At 72.4% G+C, this 18472-nt stretch carries 20 protein-coding genes and 1 pseudogene; 10 read left to right on the top strand and 11 right to left on the bottom strand.

Translation table 11 applies throughout. The features are described 5' to 3' along the window. Window positions 1-14: 14 nt before the first annotated feature. The 6 genes and pseudogenes from MMR14E_RS20170 to MMR14E_RS20145 all read left to right on the top strand — a co-directional run bounded on the left by MMR14E_RS20170 (window position 15) and on the right by MMR14E_RS20145 (window position 5927). Window positions 15-1250, top strand: a complete 1236-nt coding sequence (locus MMR14E_RS20170) for an MFS transporter (RefSeq protein WP_331316752.1) — start codon at window positions 15-17, stop codon at window positions 1248-1250. A 4-nt stretch (window positions 1251-1254) separates the two neighbouring features. Then, window positions 1255-1905: pseudogene (locus tag MMR14E_RS20165) on the top strand (amidohydrolase family protein); the annotation flags it as partial. After that, window positions 1905-2201 carry an amidohydrolase family protein gene (locus tag MMR14E_RS20160; RefSeq protein ID WP_331316868.1) on the top strand — a complete coding sequence of 99 codons (297 nt, stop codon included), beginning with the start codon at window positions 1905-1907 and terminating at the stop codon, window positions 2199-2201. The pseudogene MMR14E_RS20165 and the gene MMR14E_RS20160, both read left to right, overlap by 1 nt. Before the next feature lie 40 nt (window positions 2202-2241). Further along, the gene (locus tag MMR14E_RS20155) at window positions 2242-3600 is read left to right on the top strand and encodes an MFS transporter (RefSeq protein WP_331316867.1); all 1359 of its coding nucleotides are present in this window, start codon (window positions 2242-2244) and stop codon (window positions 3598-3600) included. 424 nt (window positions 3601-4024) lie between these two features. Continuing rightward, on the top strand, window positions 4025-4555 hold the full coding sequence (locus tag MMR14E_RS20150; protein WP_331316750.1) for a cupin domain-containing protein: 531 nt from the start codon (window positions 4025-4027) through the stop codon (window positions 4553-4555). Window positions 4556-4574: 19 nt separating this feature from the next. Continuing rightward, window positions 4575-5927 (top strand): LLM class flavin-dependent oxidoreductase, encoded by a 1353-nt coding sequence (locus tag MMR14E_RS20145; RefSeq protein ID WP_331316748.1) that lies wholly within the window; start codon window positions 4575-4577, stop codon window positions 5925-5927. Between the two features lie 164 nt (window positions 5928-6091). Here the strand turns inward: MMR14E_RS20145 and MMR14E_RS20140 are convergent, their stop codons facing one another. Further along, window positions 6092-6952: a hypothetical protein gene (locus MMR14E_RS20140; RefSeq protein ID WP_020091038.1), complete on the bottom strand. Its 861-nt coding sequence runs from the start codon at window positions 6950-6952 to the stop codon at window positions 6092-6094. A gap of 57 nt (window positions 6953-7009) precedes the next feature. Next, window positions 7010-7285: a hypothetical protein gene (locus MMR14E_RS20135; RefSeq protein WP_331316747.1), complete on the bottom strand. Its 276-nt coding sequence runs from the start codon at window positions 7283-7285 to the stop codon at window positions 7010-7012. A 154-nt stretch (window positions 7286-7439) separates the two neighbouring features. On the opposite strand from MMR14E_RS20135, the gene ppk2 reads away from it, so the two are divergent. The 3 genes from ppk2 (at window position 7440) to MMR14E_RS20120 (ending at window position 9507) form a co-directional block, all read left to right on the top strand. Continuing rightward, window positions 7440-8375 carry a polyphosphate kinase 2 gene (ppk2, locus tag MMR14E_RS20130; protein WP_331316746.1) on the top strand — a complete coding sequence of 312 codons (936 nt, stop codon included), beginning with the start codon at window positions 7440-7442 and terminating at the stop codon, window positions 8373-8375. Window positions 8376-8402: 27 nt separating this feature from the next. Next, on the top strand, window positions 8403-8702 hold the full coding sequence (locus tag MMR14E_RS20125; protein WP_331316745.1) for a hypothetical protein: 300 nt from the start codon (window positions 8403-8405) through the stop codon (window positions 8700-8702). Window positions 8703-9279: 577 nt separating this feature from the next. Continuing rightward, window positions 9280-9507 carry a hypothetical protein gene (locus MMR14E_RS20120; protein ID WP_020091033.1) on the top strand — a complete coding sequence of 76 codons (228 nt, stop codon included), beginning with the start codon at window positions 9280-9282 and terminating at the stop codon, window positions 9505-9507. Between the two features lie 7 nt (window positions 9508-9514). On the opposite strand, the gene MMR14E_RS20115 is transcribed toward MMR14E_RS20120, so the two are convergent. After that, window positions 9515-10483 (bottom strand): helix-turn-helix domain-containing protein, encoded by a 969-nt coding sequence (locus MMR14E_RS20115; protein WP_331316743.1) that lies wholly within the window; start codon window positions 10481-10483, stop codon window positions 9515-9517. 121 nt (window positions 10484-10604) lie between these two features. Here MMR14E_RS20115 and MMR14E_RS20110 point away from each other — a divergent pair, with 121 nt between their 5' ends. Beyond that, window positions 10605-11045, top strand: a complete 441-nt coding sequence (locus MMR14E_RS20110) for a MucR family transcriptional regulator (protein ID WP_331316741.1) — start codon at window positions 10605-10607, stop codon at window positions 11043-11045. Window positions 11046-11617: 572 nt separating this feature from the next. Here the strand turns inward: MMR14E_RS20110 and MMR14E_RS20105 are convergent. From MMR14E_RS20105 to cydB, 8 genes are all read right to left on the bottom strand, one after another. Next, on the bottom strand, window positions 11618-12169 hold the full coding sequence (locus tag MMR14E_RS20105) for a hypothetical protein (RefSeq protein WP_331316739.1): 552 nt from the start codon (window positions 12167-12169) through the stop codon (window positions 11618-11620). Window positions 12170-12306: 137 nt separating this feature from the next. After that, window positions 12307-13245, bottom strand: a complete 939-nt coding sequence (locus MMR14E_RS20100) for a pirin family protein (protein WP_331316738.1) — start codon at window positions 13243-13245, stop codon at window positions 12307-12309. Window positions 13246-13381: 136 nt separating this feature from the next. After that, entirely contained in the window at window positions 13382-14413 is a 1032-nt protein-coding gene (locus MMR14E_RS20095) for an aldo/keto reductase (RefSeq protein ID WP_331316736.1), read from the bottom strand. Between the two features lie 290 nt (window positions 14414-14703). Continuing rightward, window positions 14704-15705 carry an HlyD family secretion protein gene (locus tag MMR14E_RS20090; protein WP_331316734.1) on the bottom strand — a complete coding sequence of 334 codons (1002 nt, stop codon included), beginning with the start codon at window positions 15703-15705 and terminating at the stop codon, window positions 14704-14706. Window position 15706: 1 nt separating this feature from the next. After that, complete coding sequence (locus MMR14E_RS20085) at window positions 15707-15931, bottom strand: DUF1656 domain-containing protein (protein ID WP_331316733.1); 225 nt, start codon at window positions 15929-15931, stop codon at window positions 15707-15709. Next, window positions 15928-16194: a hypothetical protein gene (locus MMR14E_RS20080; protein WP_331316732.1), complete on the bottom strand. Its 267-nt coding sequence runs from the start codon at window positions 16192-16194 to the stop codon at window positions 15928-15930. The genes MMR14E_RS20085 and MMR14E_RS20080 overlap by 4 nt, the downstream gene beginning before the upstream one ends. Beyond that, entirely contained in the window at window positions 16191-17432 is a 1242-nt protein-coding gene (locus MMR14E_RS20075) for an FUSC family protein (protein WP_331316731.1), read from the bottom strand. Before MMR14E_RS20075 ends, MMR14E_RS20080 begins: the two co-directional genes overlap by 4 nt. Before the next feature lie 47 nt (window positions 17433-17479). Further along, window positions 17480-18466 carry a cytochrome d ubiquinol oxidase subunit II gene (cydB, locus tag MMR14E_RS20070; RefSeq protein WP_331316730.1) on the bottom strand — a complete coding sequence of 329 codons (987 nt, stop codon included), beginning with the start codon at window positions 18464-18466 and terminating at the stop codon, window positions 17480-17482. Window positions 18467-18472 lie beyond the last annotated feature (6 nt).

Below are 18472 nucleotides of genomic sequence, written 5' to 3'. Positions count from 1 at the left end.
GCGGAGGAAAGCCCGTGTTCCGCTGGTACCGAGAAGTCGGTCCGGCCGAGCGTCGCACCTTCTGGGCCTGTCTGGGCGGGTGGTCGCTCGACGCCCTGGACGTGCAGATGTTCAGCCTCGCCATACCCGCGCTGCTGGCGACCTTCGGGCTCAGCCGCTCGGAGGCCGGCCTGATCGGCGCGGTCACGCTCGTCGCGGCGGCGCTCGGCGGCTGGCTCGGTGGCCTCGCGGCGGACCGGATCGGCCGCGTCCCGGCCCTCCAGATCACGGTGCTGTGGTTCGCGGTCGCGACCTTCCTGGCGGCCTTCGCGCAGAGCTTCGCCCAGCTCCTGACCTTGAAAGCGCTGCAGGGGATCGGCTTCGGCGCCGAGTGGGCGGCCGGCGCCGTGCTGATGGCGGAGGCGATCCGACCCGAGCACCGCGGCAAGGCACTGGGCGCCGTCCAGGGCGGCTGGGCGCTCGGCTGGGGCGCGGCCGTGCTCCTGTCCACGGCGGCCTTCTCGGTGCTGGATCGGGAGGCCGCCTGGCGGGTCCTGTTCGCCTGCGGCCTCGCGCCGGCGCTCCTCCTGCTCTACCTCCGCCGCTCCGTCCCCGAGCCGGCCCGACCTGTGGCAGGGCCGGCTCCGGCGCCGGCCGGAAGCCTCGCGATCTTCGCGCCCGGCCTGCGCCGGATCACGGTGATCGGGACGCTGCTCGGCCTGGGCGCCCACGGGGGCTTCCACGCCCTGTTCACGTGGCTGCCCACCTACCTGAGCGCCGAGCGCGGCGCCTCGGTCCTCGGCACCGGGCTCTACCTCGCCGTCATCATCGCGGCCTTCGGCCTGGGCTGCCTCGTCGCCGGCGGGCTCGTGGACCGGCTCGGGTGCCGCCGGACGGTGGCGCTCTACGCCGCCGGCTGCATGGTCCTGGTCGGCCTCTACCTGCTGCTGCCGGTCGGCGGCGCGGGCCTGCTGCTCCTCGGAGCGCCCCTCGGCTTCTGCACGGCCGGCATCCCCGCGAGCCTCGCGGCGCTGTTCAGCGAACTCTTCCCGGACGGCCTGCGCGGGACCGGGATGGGCTTCTGCTACAATGCCGGCCGCCTCGCCTCCGGCCTGCTGCCCCTCGGCGTCGGCCTGCTCAGCGAGATCTGCGGCCTCGGCCCGGCGATCGGCCTGTCGGCCCTCGGCGCCTACGGGCTCGTCCTCCTCGCCGTCGCGCTCCTGCCGGATCGGCAGTCCGGCGGCGCGCTGATCCCTCAGACCGCGAGATGATCCGATGAACCGGCGCCTGTTCTGCCGCTCCCTGCTCGCGGGCGGCGTCACGCTCGCATTTCCCGTCCGCGGCCGCGCGGCCGGGACCGGCGCCGCCGACGACGGCGTCGCGGCGGTGGACACCCACGCCCACGTCTTCACCCGGTCGCTCACCCTCACAGGCGACCGGCGCTACGCCCCCGACTACGACGCGAGCATCGCCGATTACCGCGCCATGCTGGACCGGAACGGCATGGCCCGCGGCGTGCTGATCCAGCCGAGCTTCCTCGGCACCGACAACGGCTACATGGTCTCCGCCCTGCGCTCCGCGCCGGAGCGGCTGCGCGGCATCGCCGTGCTGGCCCCGGAGGCCGAGACCGCCACCCTGCGCGACCTCGCCGGCCAGGGCGTCGTCGGCCTGCGCCTCAACCTGATCGGCCGGCCGGACCCGGATTTCGCCGGCCCGGTCTGGCGCGCCCACCTCGCGCGCGTCGCGGATCTCGGCTGGCAGATCGAGGTCCAGGCCGAGGCGCGGCGCCTCGCGCGGCTGCTGCCGCCGCTGGTCGAGGCGGGCGTCCCCGTGGTGGTCGACCATTTCGGCCGGATCGACCCCGCCCTCGGCATCGCCGATCCGGGCTTCGCCGACCTGCTCGGCTTCGGCCGCGGCGGCCGCGTCTGGGTCAAGCTCTCGGGCGCCTACCGCATCGGCAGCGGCGAGGCCGGCCGGCAGACGGCCCCGAAGGCGCCTGCTCTGGGGCAGCGACNACGGCGCTGCAGGCGGCCGAGCGCCTGCGCGGCGCCTTCGGGGCGCGGCGCCTGCTCTGGGGCAGCGACTGGCCGCACACGCAGTTCGAGACCAAGGCCAGCCCCGCCGAGGCCCGGCGCGACCTCGACGCCTGGGTGCCGGACCCGGCCGAGCGCCGGATCGTCCTGGCCGAGACGCCCGCCGAACTCTTCCGCTTCGACCGCTAGGCCGAGGCGGGCCCGCCCGAATTCCAGCGAGGACAGGACCATGGCAACACCGACCACGCCACACGCGGCGGACGCGGCCGCCTTCGAGAGCCGAACGATGCGGAAGGTCGGCCTGCGCCTGATCCCCTTCCTCGTGCTCTGCTACTTCATCGCCTACGTCGACCGGGTGAATGTCGGCTTCGCGGCGCTGACCATGAACCACGATCTCGGCCTCTCCGCCGCGGCCTTCGGCCTGGGCGGCGGCCTGTTCTTCGTGGCCTACGTCCTGTTCGAGGTGCCGAGCAACCTCGCCATGGAGCGCGTCGGCGCGCGGATCTGGATCGCGCGGATCATGATCACCTGGGGGCTCGTCGGCATCGGCTCGGCCTTCGTCACCGGTCCGGTCAGCTTCGCCACCGCCCGCTTCCTGCTCGGCGCGGCCGAGGCCGGGTTCTTCCCCGGCGTGATCCTGTACCTGACCTACTGGTTCCCCAAGGCCTACCGGGCGCGGATCGTGGCGATGTTCATGGTCGCGATCCCGCTCTCCAGCTTCTTCGGCTCCCCGCTCTCGGCGGCGCTCCTCACCCTCGACGGCGTCGCGTCCCTGCGCGGCTGGCAGTGGCTGCTGATCATGGAGGCGGTCCCGGCCGTCCTGCTCGGCGTCGCCGCCCTCGCGCTGCTGCCGAGCCGGCCGGCCGAGGCGACCTTCCTGAGCCCGGCGGAGCGCGGCTGGCTGACGGACCGGCTGGAGACCGAGCGGCGCGCCGCCGAGGCGGGCGCCGGGCACCACGCCCACGGCCTCGCGGCGGTCTGGGCGGTGCTCGCGAGCCGGCAGGTCTGGCTCCTCGCCGTGATCTACGCCGGCAGCTCGGCCACCAGCAACACGCTGTCGCTGTGGATGCCGCAGATCCTCAAGGGGTTCGGCCTCAGCAACCTGCAGACCGGCCTGCTGAACATGATCCCGTTCGGCATCGCCTCAGTGTTCATGATCGTCTGGGGCCTGCGGGCGGACCGCAGCGGCGAGCGGATCTGGAGCACGGCGCTGCCGCTGGCGCTGACCTCGGTGAGCTTCGCCCTGACGCTGCTGACGGGCTCGCTCTGGATGACGCTGATCCTGCTCTCGCTGGTCCTGCTCGGCAACTACGCGATCAAGGGACCGTTCTTCGCCCTGGCCACCGAGACGCTGCCGCCGGCCCAGACGGCCGCCGGCATTGCGGCGATCAACACCCTGGCGCATCTCGGCACCGGGGCGATCACCTCGCTCATCGGCGTGCTCCGCGAGCAGACCGGCAGCTTCCCCGTGGCCCTGCTCCCGCTCTGCGCGCTCACCGGCATCGGCTGCGCCCTGGTCTTCTGGATCGGCCGGCACCGGCCGCGGGCAGCGGCCGTCGGGGCGGCCCCGTCGGCCGCCCGGGGCTGAAGCGGCGCAGGCGCCGAGTTCCACGTCGCGGCTCACCCGGTCGAGGGCCGGCAGGGGCGCGCCGCGGATGGCGGCCGAGACCGGGGCGACGGGCAACTTCACCGCCCCGGTCGGCACCCCCGAGCAGGTCGCCGACGCCCAGCGCGACTATCGCGACCTCGCCGCCCGGACCTTCCTGATCCGCGGCTTCAATCCGCTGGAGGGCGCGCCAGTACGGCCGGACCCTGCGGCTGCGCTGATTCGGTCGCGCCGCCCACCGGGCCGCGCCGATCGACGCGTCCATCATCGCCGACGAGCCGCGCGACATCGATCTCTCTGCGTCCGCGCCGGCCTCATTCGGCAGGCCCGCGCCCCGCGGCGATCCTCGACACGAGCGTCTCGCAAACCGCCGCCGCCGTGCGATGATGGCGCTGGAGGACCCGACATGCACGACCACGGCGACGATCACGACCACGATCACGGCCATGCGCAGGATCACGCCCATGATCACGGGGCGCCCGAGCGCTGGAAGCACGACGGCGTGCGGGTGATCCCCGGCGACCGGCTCGACGCCAACACCGCGCAGACGCCAGGCATGTACCGGCAGGCGGCGATCAACGCCGCCCGGGTCGGCGCCCAGAAGATCTGGGCCGGCACGGTGGCGATCCAGCCCGACGCCAAGACCGGCGTCCACCACCACGGCGAACTGGAGAGCGTGATCTACGTGGTCTCGGGCCGCGCCCGGATGCGCTGGGGCGACAAACTCGAGTACGTCGCCGAGGCCGGGCCTGGCGACTTCATCTTCGTGCCGCCCTTCGTGCCGCACCAGGAGATCAACGCCTCGACCGACGAGCCCCTGCACTGCGTGCTGGTGCGCTCCGACAACGAGGCTGTGGTGGTCAACCTGCCCGACGTCGAGGCGGCCGAGGCGCCCGAGACGGTGTACTGGGTCGACCCGATCCACAAGCATCCGTGAGAGACCGGGGACGACAGCCATGAGCCGGGACCGCCAGCTGCATCTCGGCGCCTTCATGCGCCCGGTCGGCATCCACACCGCGTGGTGGTGCTATCCGGGCGGCTACCCGGACGCGAACTTCAACTTCGCGCACCTGGCGCACTTCGCCCGGCGGCTGGAGGCCGCGAAGTTCGACGCGTTCTTCATGGCCGACCATCTGGCGGTGATGAACATGCCGGCGGCGGCGCTCCGCCGCTCGGCCACCGTGACGTCGTTCGATCCGCTGACCCTGCTACCGGCGCTCGCCGTGCTCACCGAGCGGATCGGCCTGATCGCCACCGCGTCGACCACCTACAACGAGCCCTACCACGTCGCCCGCAAGTTCGCCTCGCTCGACCACATCTCGAAGGGACGGGCGGGCTGGAACCTCGTCACCTCCGGCAACCCGGACGAGGCCCTGAACTTCGGCCGGGACGCGCATCTGGAGCACGCCACCCGCTACGCCCGCGCCCGCGAGTTCTTCGACGTGGTGACCGGCCTGTGGGATTCCTTCGCCGACGACGCCTTCACGATGGATCCGGCGAGCGGGCTGTTCTTCGACCCGGCGAAGATGCACGTCCTCGACCACCGCGGCGGTTTCCTGACGGTGAAGGGCCCGCTCAACGTCGCCCGGCCGGTGCAGGGCTGGCCGGTGATCGTCCAGGCCGGCGCCTCCGAGGCCGGCAAGCAGATCGCCGCCGAGACCGCCGAGATGGTGTTCGGCGCGGGCTCGACCCTGGAGGCGGCGCGGGCCTTCTACGCCGACGTGAAGGGCCGGATGCCGGCGGCGGGGCGCGATCCGGACCAGCTCAAGATCCTGCCCGGCTGCTTCGTCGTCCTGGGCGAGACGGAGGGCGAGGCGCAGGCCAAGAAGGCGCGCCTCGACGACCTCGTCCATCCCGACAGCGGGCTCGCCAACCTGTCGGTGCGCCTCGGCGTCGACGCGACGGGCTTCGACCTCGACGGGCCGCTGCCGGAGCTCCCGGAGAGCAACGCCAGCAAGAGCGGGCAGGCCCAGATCGTCGACTACGCCCGGCGCACCGGCGCGACCGTGCGGGAACTCGCCCGCAAGGTCGGCGGCTACGGCGGCCTGCAGATGGTCGGCACGCCCGCCCAGGTGGCCGACCGGATGGAGGAGTGGCTGGAGACGCGCGCCTGCGACGGCTTCAACGTGATGTTCCCGTTCGTGCCCGAAGGGCTCGACGACGTCGTCGACCGGCTGGTGCCGGAACTGCAGCGGCGCGGGCTGTTCCGCCGGGGCTACGCGGGGACGACGCTGCGCGACCATCTCGGCCTCGCGCGGCCGGCCAACCGCTTCTTCCCGTCCGACGCCCCGCCGCCGCCGGTGAGCTGATCGTCCCGCCGCGCGTGCCCGCGCCGTCGACCTGCGGGTCGGCGGCACCTCGGCCGAGTCCGGTCGGCCCACCCTGGAGAGGCCGTTCGTGGCGGCGGAGCTGGTCCGGGCCGTGACCAGGCTCGTCGCGGCCGCCCGAGACCGCCGCGCCGCCCGGCGCGGCGTCAGAGCGGACCCGGCCCGGGATGCGGGCCCATGCGCCGGCGGTCGTGCTCGATGGCGAAGACGTGGGCGTAGAGGTTCGCGACCCAGCCCCGTCCCTCGACCGTGAGGTCGAGGAAGCGGATCGCGTCCCCGATCACCGGCTCGATCTTGCCCCAGAAGAACGACGGGTAGCGCTCCGCGAGGTCGGCCGGGCTGTCGTAGCCGAGCTCGGCGTTGACGCCGATCTCGGCGAATTCGTGGAACAGGGCGTTCAGTTTGCGCGGGTAGAGCGGGTCGCCGAGCTGACCGATCAGGTCGGCCGCCCGCAGCAGCCCGGCCTCGGTCCCGGTCTCGCGATGGGAATCGTCTTCCGGGACCGGGAAGCGGGTCAGCTCGATCGCCCGGATGACCCGGGACGCGTCGACGAGATCGTGCGTGCCGAAGCGCTCCTGCACCGCCAGTTTCGAGCGCTCGACGTGGTAGGGCGCCAGGGCCGCGTCGGAGGCGCCCCGGGGCAGGCTGACGGTCGTGCCCTGCGCGTCGATGACGAAGGCCTGCAATCGGTCTCCGGCGCAGACGCCGCGCACGTAGCCGATATCGTGGTAGAGGGCGGCCAGGATCATGTGCAGCCAGTCCTCCGGCGTGATGCCCTGCTGCAGGAAGCGGCCGCGGAGGATGTCCTGGGCGACCAGGGTGACGAGAGCCGTGTGGTCGCCGTCGTGGTAGAGGGCGTCGCTCCCGACGATCCGCTCGATCGTCAGGCGCGCCGCGGCCTCGATGATCTCGGCGTAGCGCGGCTCCCGGCTGCCGAAGGTCCGCTGGTAGGTCAGGGCCAGGTGCTCGCCGAGGGCGTCGGCGAGCATCTTGGTCGCGTCGAACATGGGATCCTCGCCGTCAGCTGCGTCGGGCGCCGCCGCGCCCGGCCGGGTCGATGGAGATCACGCGGATCGCTCCCCGCGATCGACGAACCGCTCCTCGAGATAGGCCGCCGCGTCCGCGTAGAGTTCGTAGCGGCGCATCAGCACCGCGCGCCTGTCGGCCTTCGTCGCGGCGTCGAGCTTGGCCTGGGCCTTGTCGGCGCGGGCGCGCAGCTTCCCGGCGAGCTTCTCGAAGGCGGCGTCGATGCGCGCGCCGACCTTCTCGCCCTCGGCGCGCGCCGGGTCCGGGTCGTCCCGCCGACGCTGCGGCGTGGCCCTCGTCGCTTCTCCAGCCATGACGCATCTCCGGTCGCCCCGATCGGTGGCGAGACCGTATGCCGGAACGATCACGGGCGCGACATGGGATCGGCCGCCGACGGCGCGGCGCTTTCTCAGGCGTGTCACGGAACACTGCTCTAGCTCGGCCCCGCGACGCGCAGGAGAACCGGCGATGCGGCCCGACGACAGCTCTGCCCTGGATGCCACCCTGGATCACACCCTGGAGGCGATCCGGCGCGACCTCGCCGACAGCTACGACGAGGAGCTGGAACTCGGGCTCGAGGAGGAGCGCCTCGACCGGTGCGCGGCCGAGTTCGGCGGCGCGCCGCCCGATCGGCTCGATCGCAGCGTCTACTTCCGCGAACTGCTCCGGCTGCAGCACGAGCTGGTCCGCCTCCAGGACTGGGTGCAGGATCGGAAGCTGCGCGTCGTCGTGCTGTTCGAGGGCCGCGACTCGGCCGGCAAGGGCGGCGTGATCAAGCGGATCACCCAGCGCCTCAATCCCCGCGTCTGCCGCGTGGCCGCCTTGCCCGCCCCGAGCGAGCGCGAGCGGACGCAATGGTATTTCCAGCGCTACGTCTCCCATCTGCCCGCCGGCGGCGAGATCGTGCTGTTCGACCGCTCCTGGTACAACCGCGCCGGCGTCGAGCGGGTCATGGGCTTCTGCACCGAGGCGGAGGTCGAGGAGTTCTTCCGGTCGGTCCCCGAGTTCGAGCGCATGCTCGTGCGCTCCGGCATCGTCCTGGTCAAATACTGGTTCTCGATCACCGATGCCGAGCAGGAATTCCGCTTCCAGATGCGGATCCACGATCCGCTGAAGCAGTGGAAGCTGTCGCCCATGGATGTCGAGTCGCGTCGACGCTGGGAGGACTACACCCGGGCGAAGGAGGACATGCTGGCCCGGACGCATATCCCCGAGGCGCCCTGGTGGGTGGTCGAGGCCGTGGACAAGCGGCGGGCCCGGCTGAACTGCATCAGCCACCTGCTCGGCCAGATCCCCTACGGCAGCGTGGCGCACCCGCCGGTCCATCTGCCCGAGCGCCTGCGGCACGCCGACTACGTGCGCGGCCCGGTCCCCGCCGCGATGGTCGTGCCGGCCGCGTACTGATCGCGGCGCGGAGACGGTGCGGGAGTCGTGATCCTGTCGCGGTGGCGCGGCTATATCGCCGCCATGGCGAAGCGCCCGATGACTCTCGACCTGTTCACGACCCTGGATATCGTCGATGACGACGTCTCGGCCGTCGTCGACGCCTATCTGGCCGATCCAACGCCCGGCTCGGTGGCGTTCGGCGACGGCTTCCGCATCGATCCCGCGGCGGCGGTGGCCTCGCATCCCTTCGCCCGGACGCTGATCGATCAGCCCTGGGCCGATGCCGGGCTGCGCCGAGCCGCCATCCGCGCGGCCATCCTGCTGGCGGAGCCGGAACGGGTCTGACCGATCGACCGAGCGTCGCGCGACGGTCACGCGGCCGTCACGTGGCCGTCATGGGCGGGATGGCAATTCGCCGTCACGGCGAACCTCCCGACCCTATGCCGCCACTCCGCCCGCCCGGTCCCACCGTGGCGGGCTTTTGTCTGCCCGCGGGACGGCCGTCTCGTTGACGCCCGTCGGATCGGTGCGGGGCCCGCCCCCGGCACCTGATCGGCACCGCTCCGCCGGATCCTACGCCTAAAACGGTACGCGCGCGGCCCTCCGCCTTCACGACGCTCGGTTGTATTCTGACGCCGAGATGGGGCGGATGAACGGCGTGCCGCCACGGTGAACGGTTGGTTTACCCAAACCGGACAATTGCGCCGACCGCCCCGATCCGGGCGCGATCGGCGGGCGTTCTACGGGCAGTTTCACCGGAGACGTGCTGACATGCTGATCCTGAATCCGACGACCGGGCAGATGGTCGAGGTGCGCGTGCCCCGGCCCAAGCCGAGAGCCGCCTGACCGCGCGCCCGTCCTCCATCCGCTTCCCCGCACGCCCGCGGCCCAGGCGGCGTGCCCCTCCAGCCCCGCACGACCCATGCTCCCGACCGATCTCGACCGACCCGCCGAGCTGACCCTCTGGCCGGGCTACGCGCCCGCCCGGGTGGCCGTGTCACACAGCTTCCCCACGCTGCGGGCGGCCCTCGCCGCCGCGGTCGCGGCGATCGACGCCGAGGATGCCAATCCCTGGATCATCACCGAGGGCGGCGACATCCTCGCTCCGGGATGGATCCGCGCGAACACCGCGGGTGCCGTCCTGCAGTAGCGGGTCGTCAGCCGACGAGGTCGGGCACGCCCCGATTGCGCCACCGGTACTCGCTCGGCGAGATCCCGTAGCTGTCCTTGAAACGTCGGCTGAAATGGCTCTGGGTGCAGAATCCGCAGCTATAGGCCAGCTCACCGACGGCCAGATGGGCGAAGCCGGGATCGCCGAGGCGCTGCGCGGCGATTTCCAGGCGCCGCCGCCAGATCCAGTCCGCGATGTTGCGATCCTGCTCGCGGAACAGGGCCTGGAGGTGGCGCAGCGACACGCCGACGGCCGCCGCGAGTCGGGCGGGATCCAGGTTCAGGTCGCCGAGATGGGCCTCGATATGGGCCAGGGCGCGCTGGAAGATCACGACCCCCTGGATGTTCTTGGGGGGCTCGTGCGCGAGGCGCTCCGCGATGCTCGCGACGATGAGATCGACGCCGACCGACGCCATGCGGTTCGACATGTCGGGGGTCAGCCGCCCGGCATTGCGGACCAGCTCCTGGAAGAAGGTCGTGACCATCGACGTGCCGACCTGATCCGCACCGATCGTGAGGGACGTGAACCGGCGCGTCGAGCCGAGGGCGCGCTCCAGGGATTCGCGCGGCACCTCGACGAACAGCGTCTGCGTGTCGACCTCGGAGGCCATCGTCGCCGGCCGCCGGTCCATCACGACGATGTCGCCGGGATTCTGAATCGCGGTGCGGTCGTCCTGCGCGCTGTACACGCGGCCCCTGAGCGTGATCGCGACGTTGAGGGTCTCGTGCTTGCCGTGCCGGCGTATCGTGTCCGGGGTCGCGACGGTGGTGACGGCGCTCTGCGTCACGCGCGTGATCAGCAGCGGCCCGACCTCGGCGGCCTCCAGGGTGCCGGTGAAACTGCGCGCCCCGGCAGGCGTGAGTTCGACCGGCACGATCCGCTCGAAGATCGTTTCTCGCCAGAGGCGGAAACTGTCTTTCGGCTTGAAATCCGCCGTCGAGAACAAAGTCCTCATCACAACTTCTTGTATTCATACTTCGCCGCGCGCGCTTGGGAAAACGGTAGCACGCTCTCAGGCAAGCGCAACGGCGCGGGCCGACTTATGAAGGTTCTTGACCTTTCCGGGAGCCTAAAACGTGTCCGATTCGACCCTTGTCAGCCCTCAAACCAATATCGTGCTGACGGCGGGGCTCGTCGCTGCCTACGTATCGAACAATCGGGTTTCCACCGCCGATCTCCCGTCCCTGATCGCGCAGTGTCACGACGCGCTCACCGCGCTGGCCGGCCGCGGGACGGCGTCGATCGAGGCGGCGGATCTGGACGCGCCGCGCGACCGGCCCACCGCTGCGCAGATCCGCAACTCGATCCGGCCCGACGGCATCGTGAGCTTCATCGACGGGCGCCGCTACAAGACGCTCAAGCGCCACCTCACCGCCCACGGCCTGCACCCGCAGAGCTATCGCGAGCGCTACTGCCTCCCGGCGGACTACCCGATGGTCGCCAAGGAATACGCCGAGCGGCGGTCGGTGCTGGCGCGCTCGATCGGCCTCGGCGTGCCGAGCGAGCGCGCCGCCTGATCCGACCGGCCTCCGCGCGGCTGGCGGTCCCGGCCTCAGGCGGCCGCGTGCCGTGGTCCCGGCTGGCCTGCTCGATCCGCTTCAGCCAGTCCTCGGCCGCCGACGCCCGCAGGGTCGCGGCCTCGGCGCGCGCCTCAGCGTCCCGGACGCGGCGGTCGGCCTCGGTCTCGCGATCGTGGACCTGCCGCGCCGCCTGCGCCCGCGTCTCCTCCAGGAGCGCCCGCAGGGCCTGGATCTCCCGCTGGGCGGCCTCCAGATCCGCGGCCAGCGTCTCGCAGGTGGTCGATTGCTGGCGCAGGCGCTGATCCTGCGCCTGGGCCGCGGCGCTCGCGGCCGACAGTGTGTCGAGGATCTGGCTCCAGTCCGCCACCGGCCGCGCCGGGCGATCCGGGTCGGGTTCGCGAAGCGCTTCGCGAGCCTCCGCCGTGGGCGGCGCATCGGTCGTCCGGAGGTCGCCGGCGCGTGCCGAGGCGGGCTCCGCGGGTTCTCCGCGCGCGCGAGCGATGCGGGCGTCGAGCTGGGCCCAGAACGCCGCGTTCATCGCCGTGGCGACTCCGCCTGACCCGCGCCGGTCACGAGGCCGCCCGCGTCGCGCAGGCCCGGTTGCGGGCGTCCTGGGTGCTGTCCGCCTGTCCGGGCGCCTGGCCGCCCGGCTGCATCACGAACTCCGCGTCGATCGTCTCGGCGATGCGCTGGAGCATCTGCTCCGCCGCCGCGGCCCGCTCCTCGGCGGCCGCGGCCCGGTCCTCGGCGGCCTGGATCAGCTTGATCGCCTGCGCGTGGACCTCGTGGGTTTCCCGCTCGGCCGCCAGCACCTGGGCGCGGGCCGCGTCCATGTCGGCGCGCACCTGCCGCAGCAGCTCCTGGACATGCGTCTCCTGCTCCTGCGCCCGGTCCTCGACGTCCCGGATGTAGCGCGCCGCGCCCTGCACCCGCTCCAGCAGGTCGGGCCACCGCTCGACCGGCGACGGGGCCTGGTTGCGCCCCTGCGCCGAGACGCGCTCGTCCGCGGCGAGCAGGACGAGGTTGCCGGTGCGGATCCGGGTCGTCGGCTCGCGGGCGTCGCGCGCGACGACATCGATCTGGTCCAGCGCCTCGGCCTTGGAGTGCTTCGTCTGTTCCATCACGCGTCCTGCCGACAGGGTGCAGCGCAAGCCTCCGGTGAGGCATCGGCGTCCGCCTCACACCGACGGAAAATGGTTAACAACTCCTTAATGTTCGCGCTAGGGTTGCGTTGCCGCGGCGATACCCGCGCGACGCCTCAGGGATAGCGGACGGGCTGCGGGTCTTCCGGCAGCGGGATGAACTCGGCGTCGTTCGGCACGGTGTCGAACCGGCCCTGCCGCCAATCCTCCTTGGCCTGCGCGATCCGCTCGGGCCGGGACGAGACGAAGTTCCACCACAGGTGGCGTGGGCCGTCCATCGGCTCGCCGCCCAGCACCATGAACCGGGCCGATTCCGTGGCGCGCACGCTGATGCGGTCGCCGGGCCGGAACACCAGCAGCTGGCCGGGGCCGAACCCGTCGCCGGCGATCTCGATGGCGCCCGCGACCGTGTAGAGCGCCCGCTCGTCGTAGGTCGGATCGAGGGGCAGCACGGCGCCGGCCTCGAGCGCCACGTCGGCGTAGACCATCGGGCTCGATGTCCGGACCGGCGAGCGCGCCCCGAAGGCCTCGCCGGCGATCAGCCGGACGGTCTTCCCCTCGCCGGTGAGGACCGGCAGCGCGGCGGCGTCGTAGTGCTCGAAGGCGGGGGCGTTCTCCTCGTCCCGGTCCGTCAGCGCGACCCAGCTCTGGATGCCGAACAGGCGGGAGCCGGTCTGACGCAGCGTCGGGGCGGTGCGCTCCGAGTGGGTGATGCCGCGGCCGGCGGTCATCCAGTTCAGCTCGCCCGGCCGGATCGGCATCTCCGTGCCGAGGCTGTCGCGGTGCATGATCTCGCCGTCGAACAGGTAGGTGACGGTGGAGAGGCCGATATGCGGGTGCGGCCGCACGTCCATGCCCTGCCCGAGCAGGAACTCCGAGGGGCCCATCTGGTCGAAGAAGATGAACGGCCCGACCATCCGGCACTCGGTGGAGGGCAGCGCCCGGCGCACCGCGAAGGAGCCGAGATCGCGCGAGCGGGGCACGATCAGGGTCTGGATCGCGTCGCAGCTGAAATGGTCGCCCGGGATCGGGTCCTCGGCACTGTGCCAGCTCATCGCCTTGCTCCTTCGCGCGGGGGGGCGGTCCCCCGTCCGCAGGCATCCTGGACCGGGAGCGACCGGGTTGGAACAGAAACGATCGAAACGCATCGTTTCCGAAAAATCGCCCGATCGTCCCGGCCGGGGCGACGGCCTACCAGGGGGTCGGCTTGGGGTTGCGCTCGTCGAAGCCGCGCTGGTGCCAGTACGGGTAGATCGGCGTCTCCTGGCTCGCCGCGTCGAGGCGGGCGACCTGCTCGGCCGTCAGTGTCCAGCCGAGGGCGCCGAGATTCTGCTTCAGCTGCTCCTCGTTGCGGGCGCCGACCACGATGTTGCACACGGTCGGTCGGGTCAGCAGCCAGTTGAGCGCGACCTGCGCCACCGTCTTGCCCGTCTCGGCCGCCACGGCATCGAGGGCGTCGACCACGCCGAACAGGTAGTCGTCGGAGACCGGCGGCCCGCCCTCGGCACCGCCGGCGGCGATGCGGCCGCTCTGGTTGGCCTGTCCGCGGCGGATCTTGCCAGTGAGGCGGCCCCAGCCCAGCGGGCTCCAGACCATCAGACCGACGCCCTGGTCGAGGCCGAGCGGCATCAGCTCCCACTCGTAGTGGCGGCCGATCAGGGAGTAGTAGCCCTGGTAGGCGACGTAGCGGGCGAGCCCGTGGCGCTCGGAGGTCGCGAGCGCCTTCATGAGCTGCCAGCCCGAGAAGTTAGACGCGCCGATATAGCCGATCTTGCCCGCGCGGGTGAGGTCGTCCAGCGCCCGCAGCGTCTCGTCCACGGGGGTGAGCGCGTCGAAGCCGTGCATGAAGTAGACGTCGATATGGTCGGTGCCGAGCCGCCTCAGACTGGCCTCGCAGGCGCGGACCAGGTGGTAGCGCGAGGAGCCGACCTGGTTCAGCTCGTCGTTGAACCGGAAGGTCGCCTTGGTGGAGATCAGCGCCCGGTCGCGCTTGCCCTTGAGGGCCTGCCCCAGGATCTCCTCCGAGGCGCCGCCCGAGTAGATGTCGGCCGTGTCGAAGAAGTTGACGCCGGACTCGAGGCAGAGATCGACCATGCGGGTCGCCTCGGCGACGTCCGTCTGCCCCCAGCGCTGGAAGAATTCGTTCGTGCCGCCGAAGGTGCCGGTGCCGAAGCTGAGCACCGGTACGGTGAGGCCTGAGCGTCCGAACTGCCTGTAGTCCATCGGATCCTCGTCGCGATCGCGGCCGCCGCGCGTCGGCGCGCCTGCCGGTCTAACGCGGCGAGCCGCCCCGGTTCTCCCGGCCGGCACGGCGCGATCGGTCAGCGCCGCGACTCGACGACCGGCGTCCCGACGCAGCGCTGGCNGCGGGCGCTGGCGCAGAACCGGCGCTTGGCCGTCGCCCTGCGGGCGCTCGCCGTGGCCCATGTCGGGCTCGGCCAGCCGGAGCGCGCCCGGCAGGCGTCGACGCACCCGTTTGCCTGACGCAACTTGATGCGCCAATGAAGACGGATTCAGGTTAAGCAACCGTTCCCGTTCGGGCCGTCTACGACCCAGGCGCGAAGGTGGGCGCAAGGTTTTCGCGCGGTGCCGGGGATGATTCCGGCTCGCCGGATCGTCCCTTTTCGTGACCGGCCGGCACCCCACATCCCGGCCGCCAGCACGATCGGGCAGGGCACGTCGTCGAGGTCGATCCGGATCGGCACCCGCTGCGCCAGCCGGACCCAGGTGAAGATCGGGTTGACCGTCGGCAGCCCCTGGACGCCCGGGGCGGCGTCGGCGACGCTGATCCCGCGGCCGAGGCCGGTGACGCGCCCTCGGATCGGACGGTCCGGCCACGCCATCAGCGACACGCGCGCGGCGTCGCCCGCGCCGATGCGCGGGAGCTGCGTCTCCTCGAAATAGCCCTCGATCCAGAAGCTGTCGCCGTTGACCAGCGTCAGCGCCGGCTGCCCCGTGGCGGCGAACCCGCCTTCCTGCAACAGCAGGTTGGTGACCCAGCCGTTCACGGTCGCCCGCAGGGTCGTGCGCTCCAGGTTGAGCCGCGCCTGCGCCAGCGCGCCCTCCGCCTGGACCACGTCGGCCTGGGCGGCCTGCGCCTGACCGCTGGTCGTCTGCTTCTGCTGCGGCGTGGTGGCGAGGTCGTCGAGATCGGCGGTGCGCTGCGCGATCCCCGCGAGGTACCCGGCTCGCGCCCGGGCGCTGGCGAGGGCGCCCTCGGCTTGGGTCACGGCGTTCCTGAACGTGCCGGGGTCGATCGTGAACAGCACGTCGCCCTTGCGGACGAACTGGTTGTCGCGGACCCGGACCGCCACCACCGTCCCGGAGACCTCGGGGGCCACCTGCACGGTGTAGACGCGCACGCGCCCGTCCCGGGTCCAGGGCGTGTAGGCGTAGTAGAGGAAGGCGAGATAGGCGAGGCCCACGGCCGCCGCCAGCGCCAGCAGGGTGGCGGCGACGTTGTAGGCGGGCGGCGGCTGCCAGTCGCGCAGCGACGGTCGCGGGTTCGGGGCCATCTCACGGGCCCTGGACGCGCAGGGACAGGATCAGCAGCGCCGTCACGGCGGTCAGGAGGCTGAAGTCGAACAGGGCGCGGTTCCAGACGAGGTGGTTGATGCCGATCCGGTCCAGGATCCAGCGCAGGCCCCAGGTGATCACCAGGGCGGCGAGCAGGCAGATCACCGCGGGCTCGATGTAGAGCCCCAGCACGTCGACCGCCCGCAACCCGACCACGCCGATCACGCCCGCCCTCCCGGATCGAGGTTCGGCCAGCCCGCGCGGTCGAGATCCGACACGAGGGCGGCCAGCGCCCCGATGCGCTCCGCCTGGAGCGGCAGGGTCGCCCGGTCGGCGAGATCGCGCAAGGGATCCGGCGCCGTCTCCGGCCCCGCCGGACGGGACGCGGCGAGCCGCGCCCAGACCGCCCGGCCGACGCGGCGGCCCTCCCGGTCGTCCGTCTCCCGCCGGGCCGGGATCGACCACGTGGTGGTCGGACGCCCGATCACCGGCGCCGCCGACCCCCGCGCGGTGGCGCGGGCGATCGTGGCGGACCTCGCCTGATCCGAGCGGGATTGCCTTCGGGCGAGCCCGGCCTGTCCGGCAGCAGCGCCCGCAGCAGGCCCGCGGCGAGCACCCGCCGCAGCCGGGGGGCGGCGTTGCGGATGCCGCGGCCGCCGGAGCGGAGGGAGGGCTGCTCGGTGAACGTGTCGGTGACCTCCTCGCCCAGGGTCATGACGGCGGCGATCGGCATCGGGCCGGGCCGCTCGCCCCGCCGCAGGGCGGCCATCCAGGCGTCGCAGGCCTCGGCGGCCGCCTCGAGCCGTCCCGCCAGCACGCGGCTGACGGCGGGGACGCCCGGCGCCACGAACACGTTCGACGCGTAGGCGCAGCCGATCCCCAGCAGGATCGTCGAGCAGCGGTCGACGCCGATCTGGAACACGGCCTCCGGGTTCTGCACGTCGGCCAGCGCGATGATCGGCACGGTGAAGCCCATCGAGGCGAAGCCGTAGGCGCGCTGGCCGCTCTCGACGCTGGAGGCCGCGGTGAGCAGGCCCATCCAGAGGGCCAGCGCGAGGTCGAAGGCCAGGGTCGCCTGGGCGAAATTGGCCACCAGCACCATCGCGACCGTGACGCCCACCAGCGTGCTGCCGGCCCGCCACAGGCTCTTGCGCAGGGAGGCCGCGCGGGTGGCGAGCGTGACCGAGATGACCGTCCAGCCGGCCCAGTGCGGCAGCGCCAACTCGAGCCACATGGCGAGCCAGATCGCCGCGATCGCGGTGAGGGCGATGCGCACGGCCTCGGCGGCCTCGCGCGGCCACCACGCGGCGGCGCGCCGGAGGATGTCGTCGTCCCGGAACCCCTCGGGGGCCCGCGTGGCGAAGGTGATGCCGTTCTGCGTGCCGTTCGTGAAGAACAGGGGCGCCACCACGTAGTGGGTGTAACCGCCGGCCTTCAGGTCCGGGACGATCGCGTAGGCGTCGTCCGGGGTCTTCGACAGGTCGAGGATCAGCCACTCGCCGGTCTCGTGGACCGTGTGGAACGGGCTGTTGAGGTAGGCGTCCGNCGAGATGACCGTCCAGCCGGCCCAGTGCGGCAGCGCCAACTCGAGCCACATGGCGAGCCAGATCGCCGCGATCGCGGTGAGGGCGATGCGCACGGCCTCGGCGGCCTCGCGCGGCCACCACGCGGCGGCGCGCCGGAGGAGCCCCGGCGCGTCGTCGTCGAGCGCGACCTCACCGGCCACGGCGCGGCCTCAGCGGCCGGGGCGGGGCCGGGAGGCCGGTCGCGGGCTCACTCATAGTGCTCGGCGACGTCGACCTTCCCCTTGAACACCCGGTAGACCACCAGGGTGTAGATCAGGGTGATCGGCAGGACCACGATCCCGGCGCCCCAGAACAGGAAGGACAGGCTCGCCTCCGGCGCCGCCGCCTCGGTCACCGTCACGCTGAACGGCACCATGTAGGGCAGGAACGAGGCCGCGAGCGTGGCGAAGGCGGCGGCGAAGATCAGCGCCACCAGCGGGAAGGGCAGGGCGTCGTTCCGGCGCCGCACCGCGTAGAGGAGGCCCGCGCAGGCCGCGGCCCCCACGAGGGGCAGGACCAGCATCTCGGGCCGCTCGAGCCAGCGGTGGAGCACCCGCAGGTTCATCGCCAGCGCGTACGCGAAGGCCGCGCCGAGGAAGACCAGCACCCCGAACAGGAGCCGCGGCAGCAGCCGGAAGCCGAGGTCGCGCACGTCGGACTCGGTCTTGCCGCACAGCCACGCGGCGCCGAGCAGCGCGTAGCCGAGGCACAGGCCGAGCCCGCAGAGCAGCGAGAACGGCGTGAGCCACGTGAACGCCCCGCCGGCGTAGAGCCCGTCGCGCACCGGCAGTTCCTGCACCAGCGCCCCGACCGTCACGCCCTGCACGAAGGCCGCACAGTAGGAGCCGCCGACGAAGCCCGCGTCCCAGACCCGCCGCAGCCGCCGGGACTTGTAGCGGAACTCGAAGGCGACGCCGCGCAGGATCAGGGCGGCGAGCATCAGGAGGAGCGGCAGGTAGAAGGCCGAGAGCAGCAGCGCGTAGACCGTCGGGAAGGCGCCGAACAGGATCGTGGCGGCGAGCACCAGCCAGGTCTCGTTGCCGTCCCAGACCGGGGCGATCGCCCGCATCATGTGCCGGCGCGCCGTCTCGTCCGGGGCGATCCCGAACAGCATGCCGACGCCGAGGTCGAACCCGTCGAGCAGCACGTAGAGCATCAGGGTGAGGGCGAGGGCGGCGGCCCAGAATTCGATCACGGCCGC

The organism is Methylobacterium mesophilicum, assembly GCF_036441335.1.
Taxonomy (GTDB): Bacteria; Pseudomonadota; Alphaproteobacteria; order Rhizobiales; family Beijerinckiaceae; genus Methylobacterium; species Methylobacterium mesophilicum_B.
This window is presented reverse-complemented; position numbering and strand designations above follow the sequence as displayed.

What these genes read in the sequence shown, in the direction of transcription:
- MMR14E_RS20155 (WP_331316867.1), top strand. Translation starts at nt 2,242, where the DNA reads ATGGCAACACCGACCACGCCACACGCGGCGGACGCGGCCGCCTTCGAG.
- MMR14E_RS20150 (WP_331316750.1), top strand. Translation starts at nt 4,025, where the DNA reads ATGCACGACCACGGCGACGATCACGACCACGATCACGGCCATGCGCAG.
- MMR14E_RS20145 (WP_331316748.1), top strand. Translation starts at nt 4,575, where the DNA reads ATGAGCCGGGACCGCCAGCTGCATCTCGGCGCCTTCATGCGCCCGGTC.
- MMR14E_RS20140 (WP_020091038.1), bottom strand. Translation starts at nt 6,952, where the DNA reads ATGTTCGACGCGACCAAGATGCTCGCCGACGCCCTCGGCGAGCACCTG.
- MMR14E_RS20135 (WP_331316747.1), bottom strand. Translation starts at nt 7,285, where the DNA reads ATGGCTGGAGAAGCGACGAGGGCCACGCCGCAGCGTCGGCGGGACGAC.
- ppk2 (WP_331316746.1), top strand. Translation starts at nt 7,440, where the DNA reads ATGCGGCCCGACGACAGCTCTGCCCTGGATGCCACCCTGGATCACACC.
- MMR14E_RS20120 (WP_020091033.1), top strand. Translation starts at nt 9,280, where the DNA reads ATGCTCCCGACCGATCTCGACCGACCCGCCGAGCTGACCCTCTGGCCG.
- MMR14E_RS20115 (WP_331316743.1), bottom strand. Translation starts at nt 10,483, where the DNA reads ATGAGGACTTTGTTCTCGACGGCGGATTTCAAGCCGAAAGACAGTTTC.
- MMR14E_RS20105 (WP_331316739.1), bottom strand. Translation starts at nt 12,169, where the DNA reads ATGGAACAGACGAAGCACTCCAAGGCCGAGGCGCTGGACCAGATCGAT.
- MMR14E_RS20100 (WP_331316738.1), bottom strand. Translation starts at nt 13,245, where the DNA reads ATGAGCTGGCACAGTGCCGAGGACCCGATCCCGGGCGACCATTTCAGC.
- MMR14E_RS20095 (WP_331316736.1), bottom strand. Translation starts at nt 14,413, where the DNA reads ATGGACTACAGGCAGTTCGGACGCTCAGGCCTCACCGTACCGGTGCTC.
- MMR14E_RS20090 (WP_331316734.1), bottom strand. Translation starts at nt 15,705, where the DNA reads ATGGCCCCGAACCCGCGACCGTCGCTGCGCGACTGGCAGCCGCCGCCC.